The sequence below is a fragment of the Brachyspira hampsonii genome (assembly GCF_001746205.1).
GTDB lineage: Bacteria > Spirochaetota > Brachyspiria > Brachyspirales > Brachyspiraceae > Brachyspira > Brachyspira hampsonii_B.
In genome coordinates this window covers 64,229-84,688 of sequence record NZ_MDCO01000015.1, presented here as the reverse complement: position 1 = coordinate 84,688, position 20,460 = coordinate 64,229, and the positions used below count along the sequence as shown (strand labels likewise).

The following is a 20,460-nucleotide window of genomic DNA, read 5'->3' as shown; positions in this document are numbered from 1 at the left end:
AAAATATTTGGCAGCTTCATAGCAATAAAATTATTATTTTCTTCTTAAACGATCTCTCTTCTCATAAACCTCAGCAGCCTCTCTAACCAAAGAAGCAGATATTGTAGCTGAATACTTATTTTCAAGTTCATCAGCTATAGCAATTAATTCTGCTTTAGTTGATCTGAAAGGTCTTAAAGCATTATATATCTCTAATATTCTGTCATCGCTTATTCTTGTCAATTCAGCAGCTCTTCTCAAATTCATAGCAAATATTTTTCTTCCTACAGACTCTGCTATTTTTGCCTGATATTCCAAAGTTTCAGCGGTAATACGAACATCATTAGGTCCTACTCTGTCATTCATTACAGCATCTAATGTAATATCATCTAAACTTTTTCCTGTAGAAGTTTTTATTAAATCTTTTCTATTATAACCTAAAGGATAATCTTTGGCACTAACCTCAACACTGCTATTAGAAATATTTTTTGAATTGCTTGTATTACTAATATTGCTAACTATTTCTTTTATCATTTTTTCTAAAAGTTGTTCATCCATATTTTATCTCCTTATAAATTATTATAATGAAATTGATAGTTCTATAGGATCAGCATTGTCTACAACATGTTCAGTTTCTTTTATATGAAGCAAAGCCGCAATTGCCTGATATTTAGGACGAGCCATCTGATCATTACGAACAGGAACAGGAGTTGGAGATTCTCCTTTAGCATATTTAGCAGCATTTTTACCTATAGCTCTGAAAGTAGGCAAATCCAAAAGAGGTGCCTGAGGAAATAATTCAACATTACTTAAAGGAAGCAAATCTTTTTGGTGTATAACTGTAGTACCTTTAGACTGTATTCCTATACCTATTCCAGAACCGCTGTATTTGGCAGCTGCATTGGCTATAAATGAAACATCTGATGTATGTAAGAAACGCAATATGCGTGCCTTTAATCCTTCTTCTTCTATACCAGCGATTAATTCTCTTAATACTTGAGAATGCGGTATATGAACTATAGTTTCGGTTTGATGAAGTCCGAAAGAAGGAGCTAAACCTATTACTACTTCAGATTTATTTTTACCAACTTCAGCTTTTCCAAGCTCTTTGAAATTAAGAGGAGGAGGATCCTGATGATTAGTACTTACATTAGGATTCGGATTGGAACTTACAGAAGTACTGCTGCTTGTATTATTATTTTGACTATTAATATTTTTTATAACTTCGCTAACTATCAATTTTAGAGTTTTTTCATCTATATTCATTACTTACTCCTTAAATAGAATCTGGGCTAATAGCATTAGGAATATTTTTAATCTCTTCCCAACGCTCTTTGTTTATTTGATAACCTGTACCAGGACCCTGATAATCATTAACATCATTAACAGCACTAATAACATAACCGTTTCTATCAATGATAGCAGAAGTATGCAAATAGTCTCCAGCAACGCGTTGTTTAAGCATATTTAAAACACTTTGAGCAACATCTTCAAAGCCTTTTCTATATAAAGCTTTAACAACATCTAAACCTGTTATTCCATTAGTAAGTATGCTTTGTGCTGCTTTCAAATCTTCTACGACATTTCTGTCCGGCATATCTTTACTGCCATGTGCATAAGTTGCAGCTTCTACTTCTTCATCTGTGATTTCTGGAAATCCCAAATCAGCAAATATAGCCTGCATAGCTCTTGCAGCTTTATTTCTAACAGCTATTATTTCTTCTTCTTTTACAGGTCTTAATCCGCCATCAACTTTCAAGTCTCTTTGTAATACATTCATATCATCAAAGTCTTCAGCATCAAAGTTAGAACCTGCAAACATATTGTCATAGTTAGGAGTAGAACTATAACCAGAGAATATAAAGTCAGTACCAGGAAGGAACTGCATTAACATTCTTGCTGTTCTTCTTATATCTGAGTGAGAGAAAGTTTGGTCATTACCAGAAGCAACTTCCAAATCCAAACATTCTGTAATAAGGTTTTCAGCCAAAACTGCTCTGATGCCGCTAGGAACTCCGCCCGGAACACCTATACAGCTTATAGAACCATTTTGCAAGCCTTGTACTCCGGCACCTTTAGTGATGAATACACATCTAGCTTCCAAATAAAGCATAGATTTACCTTCAGCATATCCCATTTGTACTTCACTTCCTGTACCAGAAGTAAAACGCATTTTCAAACCGCGTGAAGCATAAGATGATGCTAAGAAAGCTTTAGAATATGGAGTATCATCTCCGTCTGTAAATACTCTTTCTGTTCCGTATACCGATATTGTTTCTGCATAACAGGTTAATCCTCTCATACCTAATAACAATTCAGTAGCCTCTTCTAATGAACATTGAGTAAGTATACCCGGTCTTCCAACCTGAGCACCTACCAATAAGCCTAAAGCATTAAAAGGAGCATAACGAACTATACCTACTGTAGTTTCTTCTTCATCAAAACCTCTAACAGCTGCTTCTGCCGCATCTGCTGCTATTTGTATTGGATTATCTTTTACATTAGTTACATGGCATTGATTGGAAGGAGTTTTTCTTGCTCTCATTTTCTGCAAAGCCATCATCATTTCAACGACATTCATACAGCTCATAACTTCTGATATTTTAGCAGGGGTTATAGATGTTGTTATTGGAATTATTTCACTTCTTTGTACATTAGGATCGCATAGCATAAGAGCTATTTTTTTTGAGTCAATACTCATAGCTTTTTCAGCATTTTCAATATTTATAGAATAATTAGCGATAAATGTATCTATAAAATCAAAATCTTCTGCCTTTTTACCATCAAGCTCAACTATTTTACCATTTACTATTTTAATGCTAGGTTTAGGATCATTAGGTCCGTCCATAGCTACAAGACCTACCTCAGGCCATTCACCAACAAATCCGTCCTGATTTACTGGTCTGTTTCTTAATATTTCAAATCTTTTAGATTTCATGAGCTTCTCCTAATAGTTAAATTAAATTATATATGACGGTCTGTCATTTTTAGGTGTAGAACCTAAAGTACCTAATAATTCGCAGCCTATTTCTCTAGCAGCTATTACAGCCTGTCTAACAGCTCCTGAATCACCGCATATTTGTAATATAACCTCATTTGAAAAACTAGTGCCGTTTGCTGGAGAAGCATATCCAACAACTTCTACATTAGCAGATTTAACAGCAGTATCTGCCATAACTACACCTATAGCAGCAGGAGCACCAACACAAATTCCGAAAGCCTTGCCTATTGGGGCACCAAATGCTTTGTTGCAGGCATAACTAGCTCTTGCAGTGTACTGAAGTTCTATATGTCCAGCCTCATTTCCATAAACATCTCCGAAAGTTCTGTCTAAATCTTTTAATGCAACCTCAACTGCTCGTCTTGAATCTGAAACATCATCTGAGCCGAATATAATTAAGTTACCATGACCTGCACCGCCTTTAGTATCGCGAGCTAATTGTATAGAAACAATTTCTGTGTTTGTAGCTTTCACAGCCTCGTCAGCAGCCATTATATGAGGACCAGCTCCTGTTCTGCCGCCTATAATACCAATAGAACGGTATTTTGTTTCAAAATTCATTTTCTCCAAAATACTTTTATCCACATTAGCAATAACAAGCCCTATAGTATCTCCCATAGCAGTGCCTACAAACTCTATTGCTTTACTCATATAAAAATCCTCCTTAAAAAATAATAAAATTAATGTTATTTTTTTTTAATTAAAAGGCAATGATTATATGACAAAGATTAATTTTAGATTATTAGAATAGAAAAATTATCAAAAAATGCACAATAAACCATTGCTATACATAATAGTATAAAACAATGAAATACTATTGTCAACAAAAAGAAATAATTTTTTTAAAAAAATGAAAAAATTTCAATAATTTGAAACAATATGCGAATTAATTTATTTAACTAAAAAAGTTAGAATAATTTTGAATTAATTAATAATTGTGAGAATTACTATAAAAAGATTTCCATTCCATGCTCCTCGACAGAAAAATAAACTATATATTGAAATATTCCGACTTACAGCTTTCTACATCCTACCTTCTCATCACCTCAATAGGCAACAATGGTTAACTAGGGTTCGCTACTGAATACGGCTACGGGCTAGTATAGGATTCTGACCTATTTCCTTCAATATACATCTATATTATAATAAAAAAAATATAATAAATCAAGTTTTCATCAATACAAATTATAATTAATTTGAAACATCATCAAAAAATAAAACAAAAATCACCATCTTTTTAAAGAATTAGTCATATATTCAATTACATTTATATCATAAACATCATTTAATAATCTAATATCAAAATTATCTATATTTCCGAAATACATAGAACTTCCGTTTTTTAAAATTAATAATTTATCTGCGAAATTCAAAGCAGCATTTATATCATGAAGAACCGCTATAATACATCTATTTCCATTTTTTACCCACTCTTTCAGATTATAAATTAATTCTATTTGGCTATTTAAATCTAAATGATTAGTAGGTTCGTCCATAAGTATTATACTTGGATCTTGAACTAAAGTTCTAGCTAAAAATATTCTCTGTAATTCACCGCCTGAAAGCTCTGTTATCAATTTATCTTTCAAATGCATTATTTTTAATTTTTCCATATAATAAATTACAAACTCTTTATCCTCTTTACTTGGTACTGATAAAAGTTTATCCTTATAGCTTGAATATCTTCCCATCATTATAGTATCATAAGCGGTATATCCGAAATATATAACAGACATCTGACTCATCATTGCTATAGTTTTGTAAGCATCTATTTTTTTTATATTTTTATTATTAATAAGTATTTCCCCCTCATCAAAATCTATTATCTTACATAGAGATTTTAACAAAGTGCTTTTTCCGCATCCATTAGGTCCTATAATACATAAACTTTCATTTGAATTGACATCAAAATATATATTACTCAAAACTTTTTTCTTATTTGAATAGCTTAAAGATAAATTTTTAACTTCAACCATTTTATTTATTTTACCTACATCATTCATAACAAATCACATTCCTTTCATATTACTGCTGGATATAAACACATACAAAAAGAAAGGGGCACCTATCACTGCAGTAACAATACCTATTGGAATATTAGCTCCTTGAACTATAATCCTTGAAAATATATCAGAAACATTCAATATTAATGCTCCAATCAAAGCAGACATAGGAAGTAAAACTATATGCTTGGCTCCGAATATTTTTCTTGTTACATGAGGAGACACTAAATCTATAAAACCTATTATACCTGTAAATGCTACCAAAACGGCTGTTATAAATGATGAAATTAATATAAAAAATACTCTCATATTCTTAACATTTATACCAAGTGATAAACTAGTTTCATCTCCAAATGTCATTATATCTAATACACTTGAGTATTTCATAAGAAGCAGTAATGATATTAAAGTCATAAATATTATTATTAAAATATCCAATTTATTTCTCACAAATAAACTTCCAAGCTGCCAAAGTATTATTTGATTTGAATATTTAGGAAACATATAAGATAAAAAACTCATTAAAGAACTTAGAAACAATGATATAACAATTCCTGCAAGTATTATAGAATTATTGCTCATATATTTATCTATTATGTTTGATATGAATAATATAAATAATATAGTGATAAAAGCAAACATCATTGATACACCTATAAACAAATATTGATTAAAAGATACACTCATAATTATAATCAATGCCGCTCCAAGACCTGCCCCCGATGATATACCCAAATTATATGCAGAGGCTAAAGGATTTCTTAGTATTGACTGTATAACAACACCTGTTATAGATAATGAAGCTCCTACAAATAATGATAATATAGAATGCTGAAGTCTAATACCTATAATATCAGCATTTATTTTATCTATATTCATAATCTCAAAATTAAAAAACTTATATAATAATATAGCAAATATTTCCTTTGGATGTATGAATACACTTCCTATACATATAGATAACACAGTAGAAATAATAACTAACAGCAAAATTATTATAACTTTTTTAATCATTATACTAATTCCTAATTATTTCAATATCTTTGTATTCATTAGGATAAGCATATTTAGCCATTATAATTAAAGCATTTACAATATTATGCGTAGGCAATGAACCTGAAGCTATATAGTATACATCTTTATTTTTTACAGCATTTACATTCTGCCAAGATTCACGGCTTAATATTTCTTCTGTAGGATTATCTATATAGTGAACGCTTGTAAATATTATATCAGGATTAGAAAATAACACATTTTCTTCAGTGGTAGTTATCCAAGAATTTTTATCAGAAAATATATTAGATGCCCCTATAATATTTATCATATCATCTAAATAAACATTAGTTCCGAATGAATATAAATTCGGCAAAGCCGCTATTTCAAAATAAACTTTCTTTTTATTTTGTATGCTTTCACCTATAGCTCTAATATTTTCTATATTTTTGTCCATAATACTGATAATATTAGAAGCTTCATCGCTTTTATTCAAAACATCGCCCAAAAAAGTTATATCATCTTCTATAGATTTTATAGTATCGCTATTTGGTATAACGGCAACACATATATCTGAAGCCTTTATAGAATCTAATGAGTTTTTTCCTGAAAATACACTGAAAGTATTAACAAAAATAATATCAGGTCTCATAGCTATCATTTTTTCTGAATCAGGATTAAGCATATCGAAAACCGCTATATTTGATACATCAATATTATTAGTCTGTAAAATTTCTATTGAAGTAGAATCAGAAGCTGTTATCTTATCAGCAAGCCCCAATGCTAGTATAACATCTGTAACGGAAGGAGATAAACATGCTATGTTTTCTATTTTTTCAGGCACAGCAATTTCATTTCCTGCCCTATCTTTTATAGATAAGTTTTTATTATTTGTATCTGCATTACTGCATGAAAATAAAAATATACTAAAAAAAGCAAATAAAAATATTATAACTGTTTTCATAAAAAACTTCTTTAAGAAAAAATATTTTAATTAAAGAAGTATAAACCAAATAACCTTTATTGTCAATTATTAATTTTCTGTTTTAATATTGCTATCATCAATTATATAATCTGAAACTTCATTTGATAAATTTTCTATAAATAAAATTCTTTCATTAAGAGTATTTACAAAATAGTTATAAAATACCACAGTAGGTATAGCAATAATAAGTCCTGCTGCAGTAGTAAGAAGAGCATTAGCAATACCTGAAGCCAAAGCAGAAGGATTTCCGCTTCCTGCAACTGATATTACAGCAAAGGATTGTATCATACCAAGAATAGTACCTAAAAGTCCAAGCAATGGGGCTACTGTTGATATTGTTGAAAGTGCCGAAATAAATCTTTCAAGTCTTGGAAGTTCTTTATTGGAGGCACTTTGCATAGCTTCTTTAGGCATATCAGAATTTTTAAGTCCTGACATCACAATATTTGCCATAGGCGATTTTGCTGTTTCGCATAAGGCAATGGCAGCTTTTAATTCTTTATCTTTTATTAAAGAAATAAGTTTAGGAGCCAATGAATTATCCTGAGATTTTATTCTAGTAAAATAAATAAATCTGTCAATTATTATTGTTAATCCCAATATTGAAGATATTAAAAGCCCTATCCAACAGACTATCATAGCCGAATTTAAAAGACTTTCAGAACCGAATATACCATTCATATATATAAATGCCTCATTAAAATGTCATTATTTGTTAAAACATTATAATTGTAAGAATATAAAAAATCAATAGAAATATTCTGTATATAAAATTAAATTTATATTAATTAAACCGCTTTTAATATTTAAACTCCACAGTATAATGCGTAACAGCCTCATCTGGCATAATGTATTCTCTATTACTTTTCAAAAGCTCAAGCATATCAGCCCTAGCATCATACTCCATACCAGCACGTACATTTTTTACATATCCTCCTTGTCCAAAATTTACATAAGGATCCCAATAAGTTCCATCTCTCAATTCTTTTGCTGTTTTTCTTAAATAATTTATTACAATAGAATAATCTTTAATAGTATTATACATATATTCTACTTGCCTATAGTCCACAAGCTGCACTGCCTTATTATTAATATTAAGCATAACTTTTTCGCCTCCGCTCTGCCATACCATATTCTCGTTTATTCTTTATGTTTACATCAGCACCTTGCTCTATTAAAAAATGAGCTATTTCAAAGTCTGGCATAGTAGTAAGAGTTTTGTTTAAAGCTGTGTATCCTTCATTATCTTGGGCATTTATATCAGCATTTTTTGAAACTAAATATTTTATTACGTCTATATTTATTTCCAAACTAGGTTTACATGCTAATATTAAAGCAGTACTTCCTCCTTTATAAAAGTTTACATCAGCACCGTTTTCAACTAATAAGCTACTGATTTTGATAATGGAATGCGTGAAGTTCTTACGCTTCTTCCTAAATTAAGCAATGAAGGTTTTGAATCTTTAAAGCAGGAAACTTTGGCTTTTTCTAAAGAACTTGGAAAAGTTCCTGAAGAAGTAGTACCTGCCTTATATCAATCACTTTCTGCAGGAGTGCCTAGAGAAAATGTATTTGAGTTCTTAAAAACTGCAGGCGAATTAACAAATCAAGATGAACTGTCAATGCTTTTAATACTTAATACTTTAAAAGATTATAGTATTGATATAAAGGATTGATATTATTTAAAACCAAATTTATTTTCTTATTTTTTACCGTGCATATTTTTAATTAAGTTTATAACTATTCAAATAAAAACTTATAATCACTTATATTTTTTGTTATTACAGCATTAACAATATNTTCTAATATATCTTCATCACCTTCAGTACCGATTAGGTATCGTACAAATAAATCATTAAGCCTGTTAATTTCTTTCATAATTTTATTATACTAAAAATAATTTGTTTTGTCTATATCAAATATTAGCAGCATAAGAAACTACACCATTAACTATCTCTTCTCTTACTTTTCCGCTTTCTATTAATTTTTTTAATAATTCCTCTACTCTATTTTCATCTTCATTAAAACTTACCGCTATCATACGAGAAGTATCAGGGTGTCTTATTAATAAATTTATTATATCTTCTTCAGTAATTTTTTTTACATTTCCCTTGGCATTATCAGATACACTAGGAACATCTATTTCAATATTGCAGTTAGCGTTAAAATATTTTTTCACCTTTTCTAACTCTTCATCATTCAATGCCTTAGCTTTTTCATCGGCTGTTCTTCTAGTAGCTGTAACAAGCTGAACTTTATCTGGTTTTATTTTGTTTACTATTTTTATTATATCATCGAGTTCTTCTTTGCTGTCATTAATGCCTTTAAGCAAAAATACCTCAAGCCAATACTCTCCTTTAAAAACTCTTCTAAACTCTATAAGTCCATTAACCATTTTATCAAAATCAATTTCTTTATTAGGCTGATCTATTATCTTAAAAGTATCAATATTTCCAGCATCAAGCGAAGGTATTACCAAATCAGCCATAAGCAAATCAGAACGCATTTCCTGTTTATATAGCAAAGAACCATTAGTTATAATACATATTGGAATATCAGTTATCTGTTTTATTTCATAAATAAGTTTTTTTAAATCTTTATATAAAGTAGGCTCTCCAGAACCTGCAAAAGTTATATAGTCAATATTTTTATTATTAAGCAAAGCCTCTTTTAATTCATAAATTATCTCATCAACAGAATAAAAATTGTGAAGAGAAGTTCTAGTATTTTCTTCAGAACCTAATTGACAATATATGCAGTTATAACTGCAAGTCTTATGAGGTATAACATCTATTCCCAAAGAATTGCCTAGTCTCTTTGACATAACAGGTCCGAATACTCTTTTGGTTTTAAGTTTTGATTTATTTTTATCTTGATTAAGAAGTAAAGGCTCTTTTGTTTGTTTGGCTGTATTATCATATCTCTCTTCATTAGCTTTATAAAATGCATTTATTACCTTATCAAGCATATCTCCCTCCAAACTAAATACGGATAAAGCAAATATCTCCGGCTCTTCATAATGAGTTTCTTTGTTATTTTTATACTCTTTTTTTACGGCTTTCTCTATAGATTTTATCTTTTCTTTTATCTCATCTTTTTCAAGCATATCAGTTTTATTTAGTACAATAATAGACTTTTTCTTTATTAATTCTTTACTGTACTGTTTTAATTCATTTCTTAACTTTTTATAAGTATCTGCTACATCTTCATCGGTTAAATCTATAACAAAACATAAAGCTCCTGTTCTTTCAATATGTCTTAAAAAAGTAAGACCAAGTCCAGCCCCTTCGCTTGCTCCTTCAATAATACCCGGTATATCAGCAATAACAAAACTTCTTTCATAATCTAAATAGCACACCCCCAAATTAGGAGTTAAGGTAGTAAAAGGATATGATGCGATTTTAGGATTGGCTCTTGTAAGTCTTGCAAGCAAACTAGATTTACCGGCATTAGGCATACCTACAAGCCCAATATCAGCAATTAATTTTACTTCAAGCCTTATATTGAGTTTTTCACCGTCCAAACCATGCTGTGCATAATCTGGTGCCTGATTCGTAGCGGTGGCATAAAATTTATTTCCTTTACCACCCTTGCCGCCTCTTGCAACAGTATAGCTCTGTCCATCTTCAAGCAGATCAGCCAATATATTATTTGTATCTTCATCGTAAATAACTGTGCCTATAGGAACCCTTATAACTACATCATCACCTCTTTTACCGTCGCTTAGCCTAGCTCTTCCGGGCTCTCCGTCTCTGGCTCTAAATCTCTTCCTGCTTTTTATTTTACCAAAACTGTTTATTCTAGCATCAACTCTTACTATAACATCGCCGCCGTCTCCTCCATTTCCTCCATCAGGACCTCCCATAGGTACATGTGCTTCTCTTCTGAAACTTACACTTCCCGCTCCTCCATGTCCTGCTTCTATATAAAAACTTACTACATCTATAAATTGATCCATTTTCTTATTACCTTGTATAGTTTAATTGTTATTTTATTTATAAGAATTATTTATTATATTATAAAAAAACATTTTAGCAATGCTAATAAATATATTATTTATTAACAAAAATAGAATGATGCTATATTTTGAAATATATAAAAATATTAATTATCTTAATTTGATTATAATATCAACTCTTCTGTTTTTTCTTCTTCCATCTGCTGTATCATTAGAAGCTATAGGATCATCATCGGCAAAACCCTTATAAGATAATTTATCATGTTCAAGATTAGGCAATATATAGTCAGCAACTGATTTTGCTCTTTTTTCAGATAATTCCTGATTATACTCTTTTCTTCCTGTATTATCAGTATGTCCCTCTACTATAATTTCTCTATCAGGATAAGTTTCTTTGATTGCTTTAATAATATTGTCTATAGTAGTTTTTGCTTCTGGTTTTAAAGTATAAGAATCAGTATCAAAAAGAATCTCACCAAGTCTTAATACTAAACCTTCAGGTACTGTATCTATAGTAACATTATCATCATTATAAAGATTATCTTCAAGTTTTTTTCTATTATAATCTTCTTCTTCTTTTGTTATTGTATCATAAATTTTGTATGTACTTATAATATTCATCTTATACTGCAAACTAGCATAAGACAATTCTTTTCCGTAACCAAATAATATCTGATATCTTTCCTGCTGAGATACAGGAATATTTTTTTCCATATCCCAAAGAAATGTACCGTAATTAAAGCCGTATATTCTTTCTGGATAACCTTTTCTTGAAAGTCCTGCCTGAAGTAAATCTTTATCAGTCATAATATGATATTGTATAACAGCATTTCTGCTTCCATCATCATTAGTCTCAACATTTGCAAATAAATAATCTGAAGATAATGCCATTGTTAAATTAGGAGCATTATTTACTTTAACAATTTCTATAGACTCTCTATTCCATGATTCAGTAAGTTTTATTTCATTATCAGGAAAAGTAGGTACATGTCTTACATTAGGCATAAAATAATTATATGGAACTTCAAATTTCCCATTAGTATGAATTATAAAATCGCTTGTATATTCTTCATCGAGATGAAAAACTTTATCTCCTTTCATCATTCTAAATATTTTAAATACTCCGCTTACTCTATATCCTCCCTTAGGAGCTATGGCAATAACAGTTAAATCAACAATATTTCTTTCTTTGTATGTGCTTGTTAATATACCATTTTCATAATATTCTACATCAGCGGTTTTAACTGATTCTATTCTTTTTCCTTTTTCTAAATTCCAATAGAATCTATGAGTTATTTCACAATTTAAAATATTAAAAATTAAAATAGAAAATATAAAAACAAATAAACTAACTCTTTTCATAAAATAAATATTCAATAAATTATTTTTTACTTTTAGCACTTTCTTTTCTTAATTCTTTTATTCTTCTCTTTTCCTCTTTAATTCTCTCTTTCTCTGCTTTGCGTTCTAATTTAAGTCTTTTTCTATCTACTTTAACAGTCTTAATCTTCTCTTTTTCTATATCCTCTTCAGTTTTTTCTGTTTTGAAAGAAATTACTAATTTATAAAGCTGCAAAAATATATATTGCAATTCTTTAATTCTTTTATCCATTGTCTCCATATTATGACTGCTGGTGCTAGACAAATTAGATACATTTTCTATTGAATTTACTAACTCTTTCATCTCATTTTCAGCTGTATTTACTACATTAACTACATCTTCCGCTAATTTATCTACACTAGAAATATTCTGACTTACCGCTGAACTCATCTGCATTTGTTTAAGAGAAAGTTCCTGTACATCTTCTGTAATATTATTCAAGTTGCTAATATTCATCAATATCTCTCGTCTTCCTATATCAAGTTCATCATTAGCACCTGATATTGTAGATATTAAATCAGCAAGAGTATTAGAGCCTTCCAAAATCTTTTCCATAGACTCAGAACTTTTAAATGCTAAAGATACTGTATGATCTATAGCCTGTGTTGTTTCTTCAATTATATCATTAATAATTTTAGAGTTCTCACCTGTATCTTCTGCCAATTTTCTAATCTTATCAGCTACAACCGTAAATCCTCGTCCATGCTCTCCAGCATGAGCAGCTTCTATAGCAGCATTCATTGCTAAAAGGTTTGTCTGTTCTGCTATATTATGTATTACCTGTGTAATATTGGTTATCTGTTTAGAATATTCTTTAATGCTTTGTATAGAATCTACTACTGACTCTCCTATATTACTTCCATCTTGTGCTTCTGTATATAGAATTTTAGCATAATCATTTGCTTTAGTTGCTCCATGGCTTACTGTTACAATATTAGCCATCATTTGCTGCACCGAACTGCTAGTCTTAGCTACCGCCTCTGACTGCTGCTTCATTTTATTATTAATATCATTAATATTATCTAATAATAACTGTACTGTTTCATTCACTGCTGTAAACCTAGTTCGCTGCATAAAACTTACTCTAGCAGCATTAGCCGAAGATTCTGCTATCTTATTAGAATTAGCTAATTCTGTTTCAAACTCTTTATAAATAGTATTAAAATCACTAATACTTATACTAATAGAAGCTCTCATGTTCTGAATATTTCCGGTTAAAGTATAAGCATTATTTTTAACACTTACTATAATATTTTTTACTTTATCTAAAAACTTATTAAAAGAATGCACTAATTCTCCTGTTTCATTATTACTAATAACAGGAAGTCTGATTGTTAAATCACCTTCACCTTCGCTTAGCCCTTCTGACACATTTTTAGCAAATACTAAAGTTTTTCTCAAAGAAAGTATTAAAGCTAATATTACTAATAAAAATGCAAATAGACCTATATATATTGCTATAGAAGCCTTTATTATGGTATTTCTGAATAATTGATTTTCATAAGCAATATTATGCTCCCACATATTTATAACATTTAAATTATTAAACAGAGCATATTTTACAGCAACTATGTTAGAATCTTTAAAAGAAATAACATTCAAATTTACTATACTGCTTCCATAGTTATCAGGCTGACTATTTTTTATTTCTATTCCAAAAGAACTTCCGCTTAAATATCTTTGAAGATTACCTATTAATGAAGGATTATTAGATGCTTTGATATTATATAGATCATCTGTTAAAAATATATTCAAATTTTTATTAATCTCATCATTTGAAAATACATCTAAATATACAGAACTTTTTATCTCCAAAGTGACAAATCCTACATTTCTATTGTTAAGTAGAATAGGATTATATATATAAAAAGTATCTGCATTAGGAGTTATATCTATCAAAAAATTAGTTTCTGAAGATAATTTAGAGGAATAATTAGCATCTAAATTTGGTCTTACATTTGTATTAATATTGGCTAAATTATTTATGTCGTATTCCCAATTTATAGATAAATTATTAATTCCATTAGTATTAATATTAATATTGACATTTTCAAGATCAACTAAATGTATATATATAGATGAAATATTATTATCATTAGCATATCTAGTGCTTAAATAAATAGATAATAAATCAGCATAATCATTTAAAGTATAATTATTTCTATATATCATATTCATGTATGCTATTATATTATCAGATATTGTAACATATTTTCCTATTGAATCTGAAATATTATTAATAAAGTCATTAGCATAACTTTTTTTCAATGTAATATCATATTCTCTGTCATAAATTATTTCAGATCTGTAATGCATACCATTAATTAAAGTAACTATAAATATTACTATAGCCATTGATACCGGCAAGAAATTATATATCATAGGAAGATAATATTCTCTTTTTCCTGTTTTTTTGTATAATGGTCTTACTAAGATATTAAAGATTATAGAAGCTACGGACATAGCCATACTAATTAAAAATACAACCATTATAAACCGTATATTAAATATTTCAAATAAAGTAATGCTTCCATCCAATATGTATATAGCGTACGAAATAATTGCTACTAAAATTACAGCAATACCAGATTTTATTACATATATTTTTCCTAAAGGTATGGATTTTCCTCTTTCCACCTTTAGACAATCAAAAAACATACTTACAGCTATAGATAAAGCTAAAAAGACTATAAATATATATATATACCCTCTTAATGAACTTGAAAGCTGATAAATTGTTTTCAATAAAACCGAATATGAACCAACTGAAACTGCAGCTACTATAAGAAATCCAATCGGTATATAAAATTTTAATCTTTTTTTTAATCTATCTTCATTTACTTGAAAAAGCATATTATACAACCTATAAAATATTTTTATACTATTAAACTTATCGGTATAATACTATTATTATTTAGAAATAATATCATTAATTAGACATAGTTTTAGCTTTAGAAACTGCCTCCTCTATAGAACCTACAAATCTAAATGCCTGATCAGGTAAATCATCATAATCTCCGTTACATATACCTTTAAAACTTCTTATAGTATCTTCTAGTTTTACATATCTTCCTTGAAGTCCTGTAAATTGCTCCCCTACAAAGAAAGGCTGACTCAAAAACTGTTCAATTTTTCTTGCCCTTGATACTATTAATTTATCATCTTCTGAAAGTTCATCTGCACCAAGTATAGCAATAATGTCCTGTAAATCTTTATATCTTTGTAATATATGCTGTACTTTTCTTGCTACATCATAATGTTCCTGACCTAATATGTTAGGATCCAATATTCTGCTTGTAGAAGCTAAAGGGTCTACTGCAGGATAAATACCTTTTTCACTAACCTCTCTTGATAATACAGTAGTAGCATCAAGGTGAGTAAATGCTGTAGCAGGTGCCGGATCTGTAAGGTCATCTGCAGGTACATAAACTGCCTGTATTGAAGTAATAGAGCCATTTTTAGTAGATGTTATTCTTTCCTGTAATGCTCCCATTTCTGTTGCCAAAGTAGGCTGATATCCAACTGCTGAAGGCATACGGCCAAGTAGTGCTGATACTTCACTTCCTGCCTGAGTAAATCTGAATATATTATCTATAAATAATAATACATCTAAACCTGCAGAATCTCTGAAATATTCAGCCATAGTCAAAGCTGATAAAGCAACTCTAAGTCTTGCTCCCGGAGGTTCATTCATCTGACCATAAACAAGACAAGTCTTATTAATAACGCCGGATTCTTTCATCTCTGACCATAGATCATTTCCTTCTCTAGTTCTCTCACCTACACCTGCAAACACAGAATAACCTCCATGCTCACTTGCTATATTATGTATAAGCTCCATTATGAGAACTGTTTTTCCTACACCTGCCCCTCCGAAAAGACCTGTTTTACCGCCTTTAATATAAGGGGCAAGCAAATCTATAACTTTAATACCTGTTTCAAATATTTCAAGTTTAGGCTCTAATGTCTCAAATTTAGGAGGCGAAGCATGTATAGACCTGTATTCTTTGGCAGCTATAGGTTCCCCTTTATCTACAGTCTGTCCCAATACATTAAATATCCTTCCTATAGTTTCTGTTCCAACCGGTACCATTATATGATTACCGGTATCAAATATATCATCTCCTCTTGATATACCATCTGTAGATTCTAAAGATATAGCTCTTACTCTCCCTCCGCCTAAATGCTGCTGTACTTCGCAAATTATATGTCTTTGAACACCTTCTATTTCTTTATCTATATAAAGGGCATTCAATATAGCTGGAAGATGTCCTTCTTCAAACTCAGCATCCAAGGTAGAACCTACAACCTGAATAACTTTTCCTCTTTTTCCTTCTACCATAAAACATTCCTTAATTTTTTTTTATATATTTTATATCTATTAATAACTTATTCAAGTACTTTAACCATTTCTTTATGAATTTTTTTATTACTTGCTATATATTGTTCTTTAGAAAATATATCATATTCTTCCATATTTATGTTGCTTACTGTGCCTCCTGCCCGTTTCAATATAATAGTACCGGCACATATATCCCAAGGTGAAAGTCCATACTCAAAAAATCCATCAGCTGCTCCCTCAGCAACCATGCATATATCAAGTGCTGCAGAACCATCTCTTCTTACAGCTAAGGAGCTTTTTACCATATTAGCAAAATCTACCATTCTATCATGAAGAAAATCATCATCAACATTAACATTATAATAAAATCCTGTTATTATAATGGATTCTATAAGTTTATTACTGCTGCTTACTTTTATAACTTTATTATTTTTATATGCTTTTGATTTTATATGAGCCTTATAAACTGTATTAGTCAAAGGGGCATATACTACACCTAATATAGGTATTCCCTTGTAAGCAAGCCCTATTGATACACAGTAAAAAGGATAACCATGTATAAAATTGCTTGTACCGTCTATAGGATCAACTATCCAAGTAAATTTTTTACTGTTATTATCTTTAGATTCTTCTCCATAAAAACCAAATTTAGGATAGCATTTTAATAAATATTCTTTTATCTTCTTTTCATTTTGTAAATCTACTTCAGTAAATAAATCAGTTTTACCTTTCTTTGAAACTTTTTTTGGACATCCGAAATATTTTAAAGAATATTTACCTGCTTTAATTGCTATACGCTCAGCATCTTTCAGACACTTATTTAATTTTGATTTAGGGAGATGCTTTATTTCATCCAATATGTTATCATACTCAGAAAAATTTGAATTTTTCTTTTTACTAGAAAAAACATTTCTAAAAATATCTACAATATTATCTAACATATTAACCTCCAATAAATTCTTTAATCTATTTTTTAGTTTCTGGTTCTCTAAAAAGCAAAAGAGAAGGATTATCTTTTATTTTTTCACTAAATACTCTTAAATTATCAACTATTTCATTAAAATTAGTATGTATCTGAGGATCTTTCATTATCGCTCCTATAGTACCTTTTCCTTTCTCCACATCATTTATAACATAAGATAAATCTCTGGCAATATTATTTACATAAGATAAAGTAGCACTTACATTTGATATAGAATCATTAATATTAGTTTGATTATCAACTATAACAGCTGATATCAAATTTATAGTTTGAGAAAGATTACTTACAACTGCTGATAATTCTTGGAAGTTTAAATCCTTACCTATATCTCCTATAGATCCTAATGTAGTTTCTATACTAAACGGCTCTACACCTTTTACTATTGTATTAGGTGCCATACTAGTCATACCGGTTGTGTTTATGGCAGGAGGAGATACCATTATATATTTTTCTCCAAGTCCTAAACCAACGGTTTGTATAGAGAATCTAGTCCCTACCGGAATTATAACATTTTTATCTGTAATAAATAAAGTTACTCTAATAGTACCATCAGGATTTATAGCTATTTTTTCGATAAAGCCTATTTGAATTCCGCCGCCTCTATATGAAACCTTACCATTTTCCTGTAAATCACCTATAAAAACATAATCTACATATAGCCTATATCCATCACCCTTAAGTTTTATCTTGCCCAATAATATTATAGCTCCTACAAATATAATAAATGTAGCAATAAAAAATACACCTAATTTAATTTTATTTTTCATAATTTTCCTATCCTAAAATTATATTTTATTTATATAGAAATATATTAATCCTTTGGTCTAATACTCTCTATATCCTCTCCTTTTTTTGCTATACTGCTCATAAAGAAAAATTTCAAATGAGGATTATCTGTCTCATGCAAATGATCCGGATCTCCTCCCTCTATAATTTGTCCTTTATAGAGCATAACAACTCTATCAGACATTCTGAATACACTAGTCATATCATGCGTAATAACTATACTAGTAACATTAAGAATAGACTGCATCTTTACTATTAAATCATCTATAACCCTAGACATAACCGGATCTAAACCTGTTGTAGGTTCATCATAAAGCAGTATTTCAGGATCCATTGCTATAGCCCTAGCCAATCCTACACGTTTTTTCATTCCTCCGGAAAGTTCTGAAGGCATTTTATGTTCTATATTAGGCATTCCAACCATTTCAAGAACTTCTGCAACTTTTACCCTTATTCTTTCTTCAGGAATATCTTTCTTTATTCTTCTAAGTCCGAAACTAACATTTTCATACACATTTAATGAATCAAATAAAGCAGCCCCTTGAAATACCATAGCAAATTTTTTTCTTACTTCTGTAAGTTCATTATCAGAAATTTTATTAATATCCTGTCCGTCTACTAATATAGTACCGCTGTCCGGCTGAAGCAATCCCATTAAATGCTTTATAAGAACGCTTTTACCGCATCCGGAATTTCCTATAACCGATAAGGTTTCACCTCTGTTAACTTTAAGATTAACACCATTAAGAACCTTCTGAGTACCGAAGCTCTTATGTACATCCTTTAATTCTATTATATCACCCATATTATAAAGTTACCCTCAAAATTTTTATAATACCATCTGTTTTAATAAAATAATTTCCCAAACTAGCAGGAATCAAAACTGTTTTTCCGATATTAAGTTTAATAATATTATTTGGAATATCAGATTCTATAGAACCATTTCCTTCAATAACGATAATTAATTCAAAACTTTCTTTGCTGGTTTTTGAAGAATAATCTCCATTTATAATATATTCTTCTGCTGTAAAATAATCATTAGAAAATACTATATTAATTTCCAATTTTTCATTTTTTAAACGATTTTTTTTATCAGATTTCAAATCGAAAGCATTAATATCTTTTATAACATTAAATGAATCTTCTATATGAAGTTCTCTAAATTTTCCGTTCTTATCAACTCTATTCCAATCATAAAGCCTATATGTTACATCACTAGGTGTTTGTATCTCCGCTATAACAACATTACCAAGTATGGCATGTATACAGCCGCTAGGTATATAAAAAGCATCTCCTTTTTTTATATCAAAATAATTGAACATACCCTCTATATTTTCATTATTATTAAAAGATTTTATTAAATCTTCTTTTGAAATATTTTCTTTAAGTCCAATAAGAAGCTTGGCATCGCCGTAAGTTTCCATAACATACCACATTTCATTTTTACCATGTTTATTATGTCTTTTATTGGCATATTCTTCATCTGGGTGAACTTGTATTGATAATTTGTCTTTTGCATCAATTAATTTTATAAGTAATGGGAAATAATTATCCTTACACTTTGTTCCCAAAAGTTCAAATCTGTATTCTTTTACCAAATAAGATAGAGTTTTTCCTTTTAACTCTCCATTGGATACAATATTATTGTCATTAGGCAAATCACAAATTTCCCAACTTTCGCCTATAGTCTTATTTTTATCAAATGGTTTTGAATATACAGAAGCAAGATAATTACCGCCCCAAATAACTTCTTTTTCTATTTCTTTAAATTCTAATAAATACATAGTTCAATTATATAAGATAAAATAAATAATTCAACACATTATAATCTAAAATATTTTTTTATCAAACTATTAGTTATAATTTTTAATTTGTTATAAAAAAGCAAATCATCACATAAATAATTTACTCTTATTAAAACATTATTAAATTTATAGATATATTTCACAAAATCTGTATAAAATACATATACATTTTTAGTAAAGATAATTCTACAAAATTAATTAATCTGCAATTTTTTATATATATTATTATATAATAAAAAATTTTA

The 20,460-nt window shown here is 29.4% G+C and carries 18 protein-coding genes, 2 pseudogenes and 1 riboswitch; of the genes and pseudogenes, 1 reads left to right on the top strand and 19 read right to left on the bottom strand.

All coding sequences use genetic code 11. The annotated features are described in order from the left end of the window. Positions 1 to 33 precede the first annotated feature (33 nt). The 10 genes and pseudogenes from BFL38_RS14325 to BFL38_RS14760 form a co-directional block, all read right to left on the bottom strand. Positions 34 to 537 (bottom strand): diol dehydratase small subunit, encoded by a 504-nt coding sequence (locus BFL38_RS14325; protein ID WP_008725498.1) that lies wholly within the window; start codon positions 535 to 537, stop codon positions 34 to 36. Positions 538 to 558: 21 nt separating this feature from the next. Beyond that, complete coding sequence (locus BFL38_RS14320) at positions 559 to 1,245, bottom strand: propanediol/glycerol family dehydratase medium subunit (RefSeq protein WP_069727671.1); 687 nt, start codon at positions 1,243 to 1,245, stop codon at positions 559 to 561. 10 nt (positions 1,246 to 1,255) lie between these two features. After that, a complete protein-coding gene (locus BFL38_RS14315) occupies positions 1,256 to 2,917 on the bottom strand; it encodes a propanediol/glycerol family dehydratase large subunit (RefSeq protein WP_069727670.1) in 1,662 nt (553 codons plus the stop codon). Between the two features lie 21 nt (positions 2,918 to 2,938). Beyond that, entirely contained in the window at positions 2,939 to 3,631 is a 693-nt protein-coding gene (gene pduB, locus BFL38_RS14310) for a propanediol utilization microcompartment protein PduB (protein ID WP_069727669.1), read from the bottom strand. 333 nt (positions 3,632 to 3,964) lie between these two features. Beyond that, positions 3,965 to 4,141: riboswitch (cobalamin riboswitch) on the bottom strand. 65 nt (positions 4,142 to 4,206) lie between these two features. Then, positions 4,207 to 4,983 (bottom strand): ABC transporter ATP-binding protein, encoded by a 777-nt coding sequence (locus BFL38_RS14305; protein ID WP_176720593.1) that lies wholly within the window; start codon positions 4,981 to 4,983, stop codon positions 4,207 to 4,209. A 6-nt stretch (positions 4,984 to 4,989) separates the two neighbouring features. Then, positions 4,990 to 5,997, bottom strand: coding sequence for a FecCD family ABC transporter permease (locus BFL38_RS14300; RefSeq protein ID WP_069727668.1), 1,008 nt, complete (start codon positions 5,995 to 5,997; stop codon positions 4,990 to 4,992). Positions 5,998 to 6,001: 4 nt separating this feature from the next. Next, positions 6,002 to 6,940: an ABC transporter substrate-binding protein gene (locus BFL38_RS14295; RefSeq protein WP_069727667.1), complete on the bottom strand. Its 939-nt coding sequence runs from the start codon at positions 6,938 to 6,940 to the stop codon at positions 6,002 to 6,004. A gap of 69 nt (positions 6,941 to 7,009) precedes the next feature. Further along, positions 7,010 to 7,642 (bottom strand): MotA/TolQ/ExbB proton channel family protein, encoded by a 633-nt coding sequence (locus BFL38_RS14290; protein WP_069727666.1) that lies wholly within the window; start codon positions 7,640 to 7,642, stop codon positions 7,010 to 7,012. 118 nt (positions 7,643 to 7,760) lie between these two features. After that, positions 7,761 to 8,063: a hypothetical protein gene (locus BFL38_RS14285; protein ID WP_069727665.1), complete on the bottom strand. Its 303-nt coding sequence runs from the start codon at positions 8,061 to 8,063 to the stop codon at positions 7,761 to 7,763. A 28-nt stretch (positions 8,064 to 8,091) separates the two neighbouring features. After that, a pseudogene (locus BFL38_RS14760) lies at positions 8,092 to 8,349 on the bottom strand (ankyrin repeat domain-containing protein); the annotation flags it as partial. Between the two features lie 21 nt (positions 8,350 to 8,370). Between BFL38_RS14760 and BFL38_RS14275 the strand changes: the two are divergent. Beyond that, positions 8,371 to 8,637: a hypothetical protein gene (locus BFL38_RS14275; RefSeq protein WP_069727663.1), complete on the top strand. Its 267-nt coding sequence runs from the start codon at positions 8,371 to 8,373 to the stop codon at positions 8,635 to 8,637. A 103-nt stretch (positions 8,638 to 8,740) separates the two neighbouring features. Here the strand turns inward: BFL38_RS14275 and BFL38_RS15015 are convergent. The 9 genes and pseudogenes from BFL38_RS15015 to BFL38_RS14235 form a co-directional block, all read right to left on the bottom strand. Then, a pseudogene (locus BFL38_RS15015) lies at positions 8,741 to 8,839 on the bottom strand (Rpn family recombination-promoting nuclease/putative transposase); the annotation flags it as partial. A gap of 37 nt (positions 8,840 to 8,876) precedes the next feature. Further along, positions 8,877 to 10,919 (bottom strand): GTPase ObgE, encoded by a 2,043-nt coding sequence (gene obgE / locus BFL38_RS14270; protein ID WP_069727662.1) that lies wholly within the window; start codon positions 10,917 to 10,919, stop codon positions 8,877 to 8,879. Positions 10,920 to 11,069: 150 nt separating this feature from the next. Then, positions 11,070 to 12,281 carry an OmpA family protein gene (locus BFL38_RS14265; RefSeq protein WP_069727705.1) on the bottom strand — a complete coding sequence of 404 codons (1,212 nt, stop codon included), beginning with the start codon at positions 12,279 to 12,281 and terminating at the stop codon, positions 11,070 to 11,072. A 19-nt stretch (positions 12,282 to 12,300) separates the two neighbouring features. Next, positions 12,301 to 15,153, bottom strand: coding sequence for a methyl-accepting chemotaxis protein (locus tag BFL38_RS14260; RefSeq protein WP_069727661.1), 2,853 nt, complete (start codon positions 15,151 to 15,153; stop codon positions 12,301 to 12,303). A gap of 76 nt (positions 15,154 to 15,229) precedes the next feature. After that, a complete protein-coding gene (gene atpD, locus BFL38_RS14255) occupies positions 15,230 to 16,642 on the bottom strand; it encodes a F0F1 ATP synthase subunit beta (protein WP_069727660.1) in 1,413 nt (470 codons plus the stop codon). A 47-nt stretch (positions 16,643 to 16,689) separates the two neighbouring features. Then, positions 16,690 to 17,583, bottom strand: coding sequence for an inositol monophosphatase family protein (locus BFL38_RS14250; RefSeq protein ID WP_069727659.1), 894 nt, complete (start codon positions 17,581 to 17,583; stop codon positions 16,690 to 16,692). A gap of 25 nt (positions 17,584 to 17,608) precedes the next feature. After that, positions 17,609 to 18,391, bottom strand: coding sequence for an MlaD family protein (locus tag BFL38_RS14245; RefSeq protein ID WP_069727658.1), 783 nt, complete (start codon positions 18,389 to 18,391; stop codon positions 17,609 to 17,611). A 44-nt stretch (positions 18,392 to 18,435) separates the two neighbouring features. Continuing rightward, on the bottom strand, positions 18,436 to 19,215 hold the full coding sequence (locus BFL38_RS14240; protein WP_069727657.1) for an ABC transporter ATP-binding protein: 780 nt from the start codon (positions 19,213 to 19,215) through the stop codon (positions 18,436 to 18,438). A 1-nt stretch (position 19,216) separates the two neighbouring features. Then, a complete protein-coding gene (locus tag BFL38_RS14235; protein WP_069727656.1) occupies positions 19,217 to 20,194 on the bottom strand; it encodes a type I phosphomannose isomerase catalytic subunit in 978 nt (325 codons plus the stop codon). Positions 20,195 to 20,460: the final 266 nt, after the last annotated feature.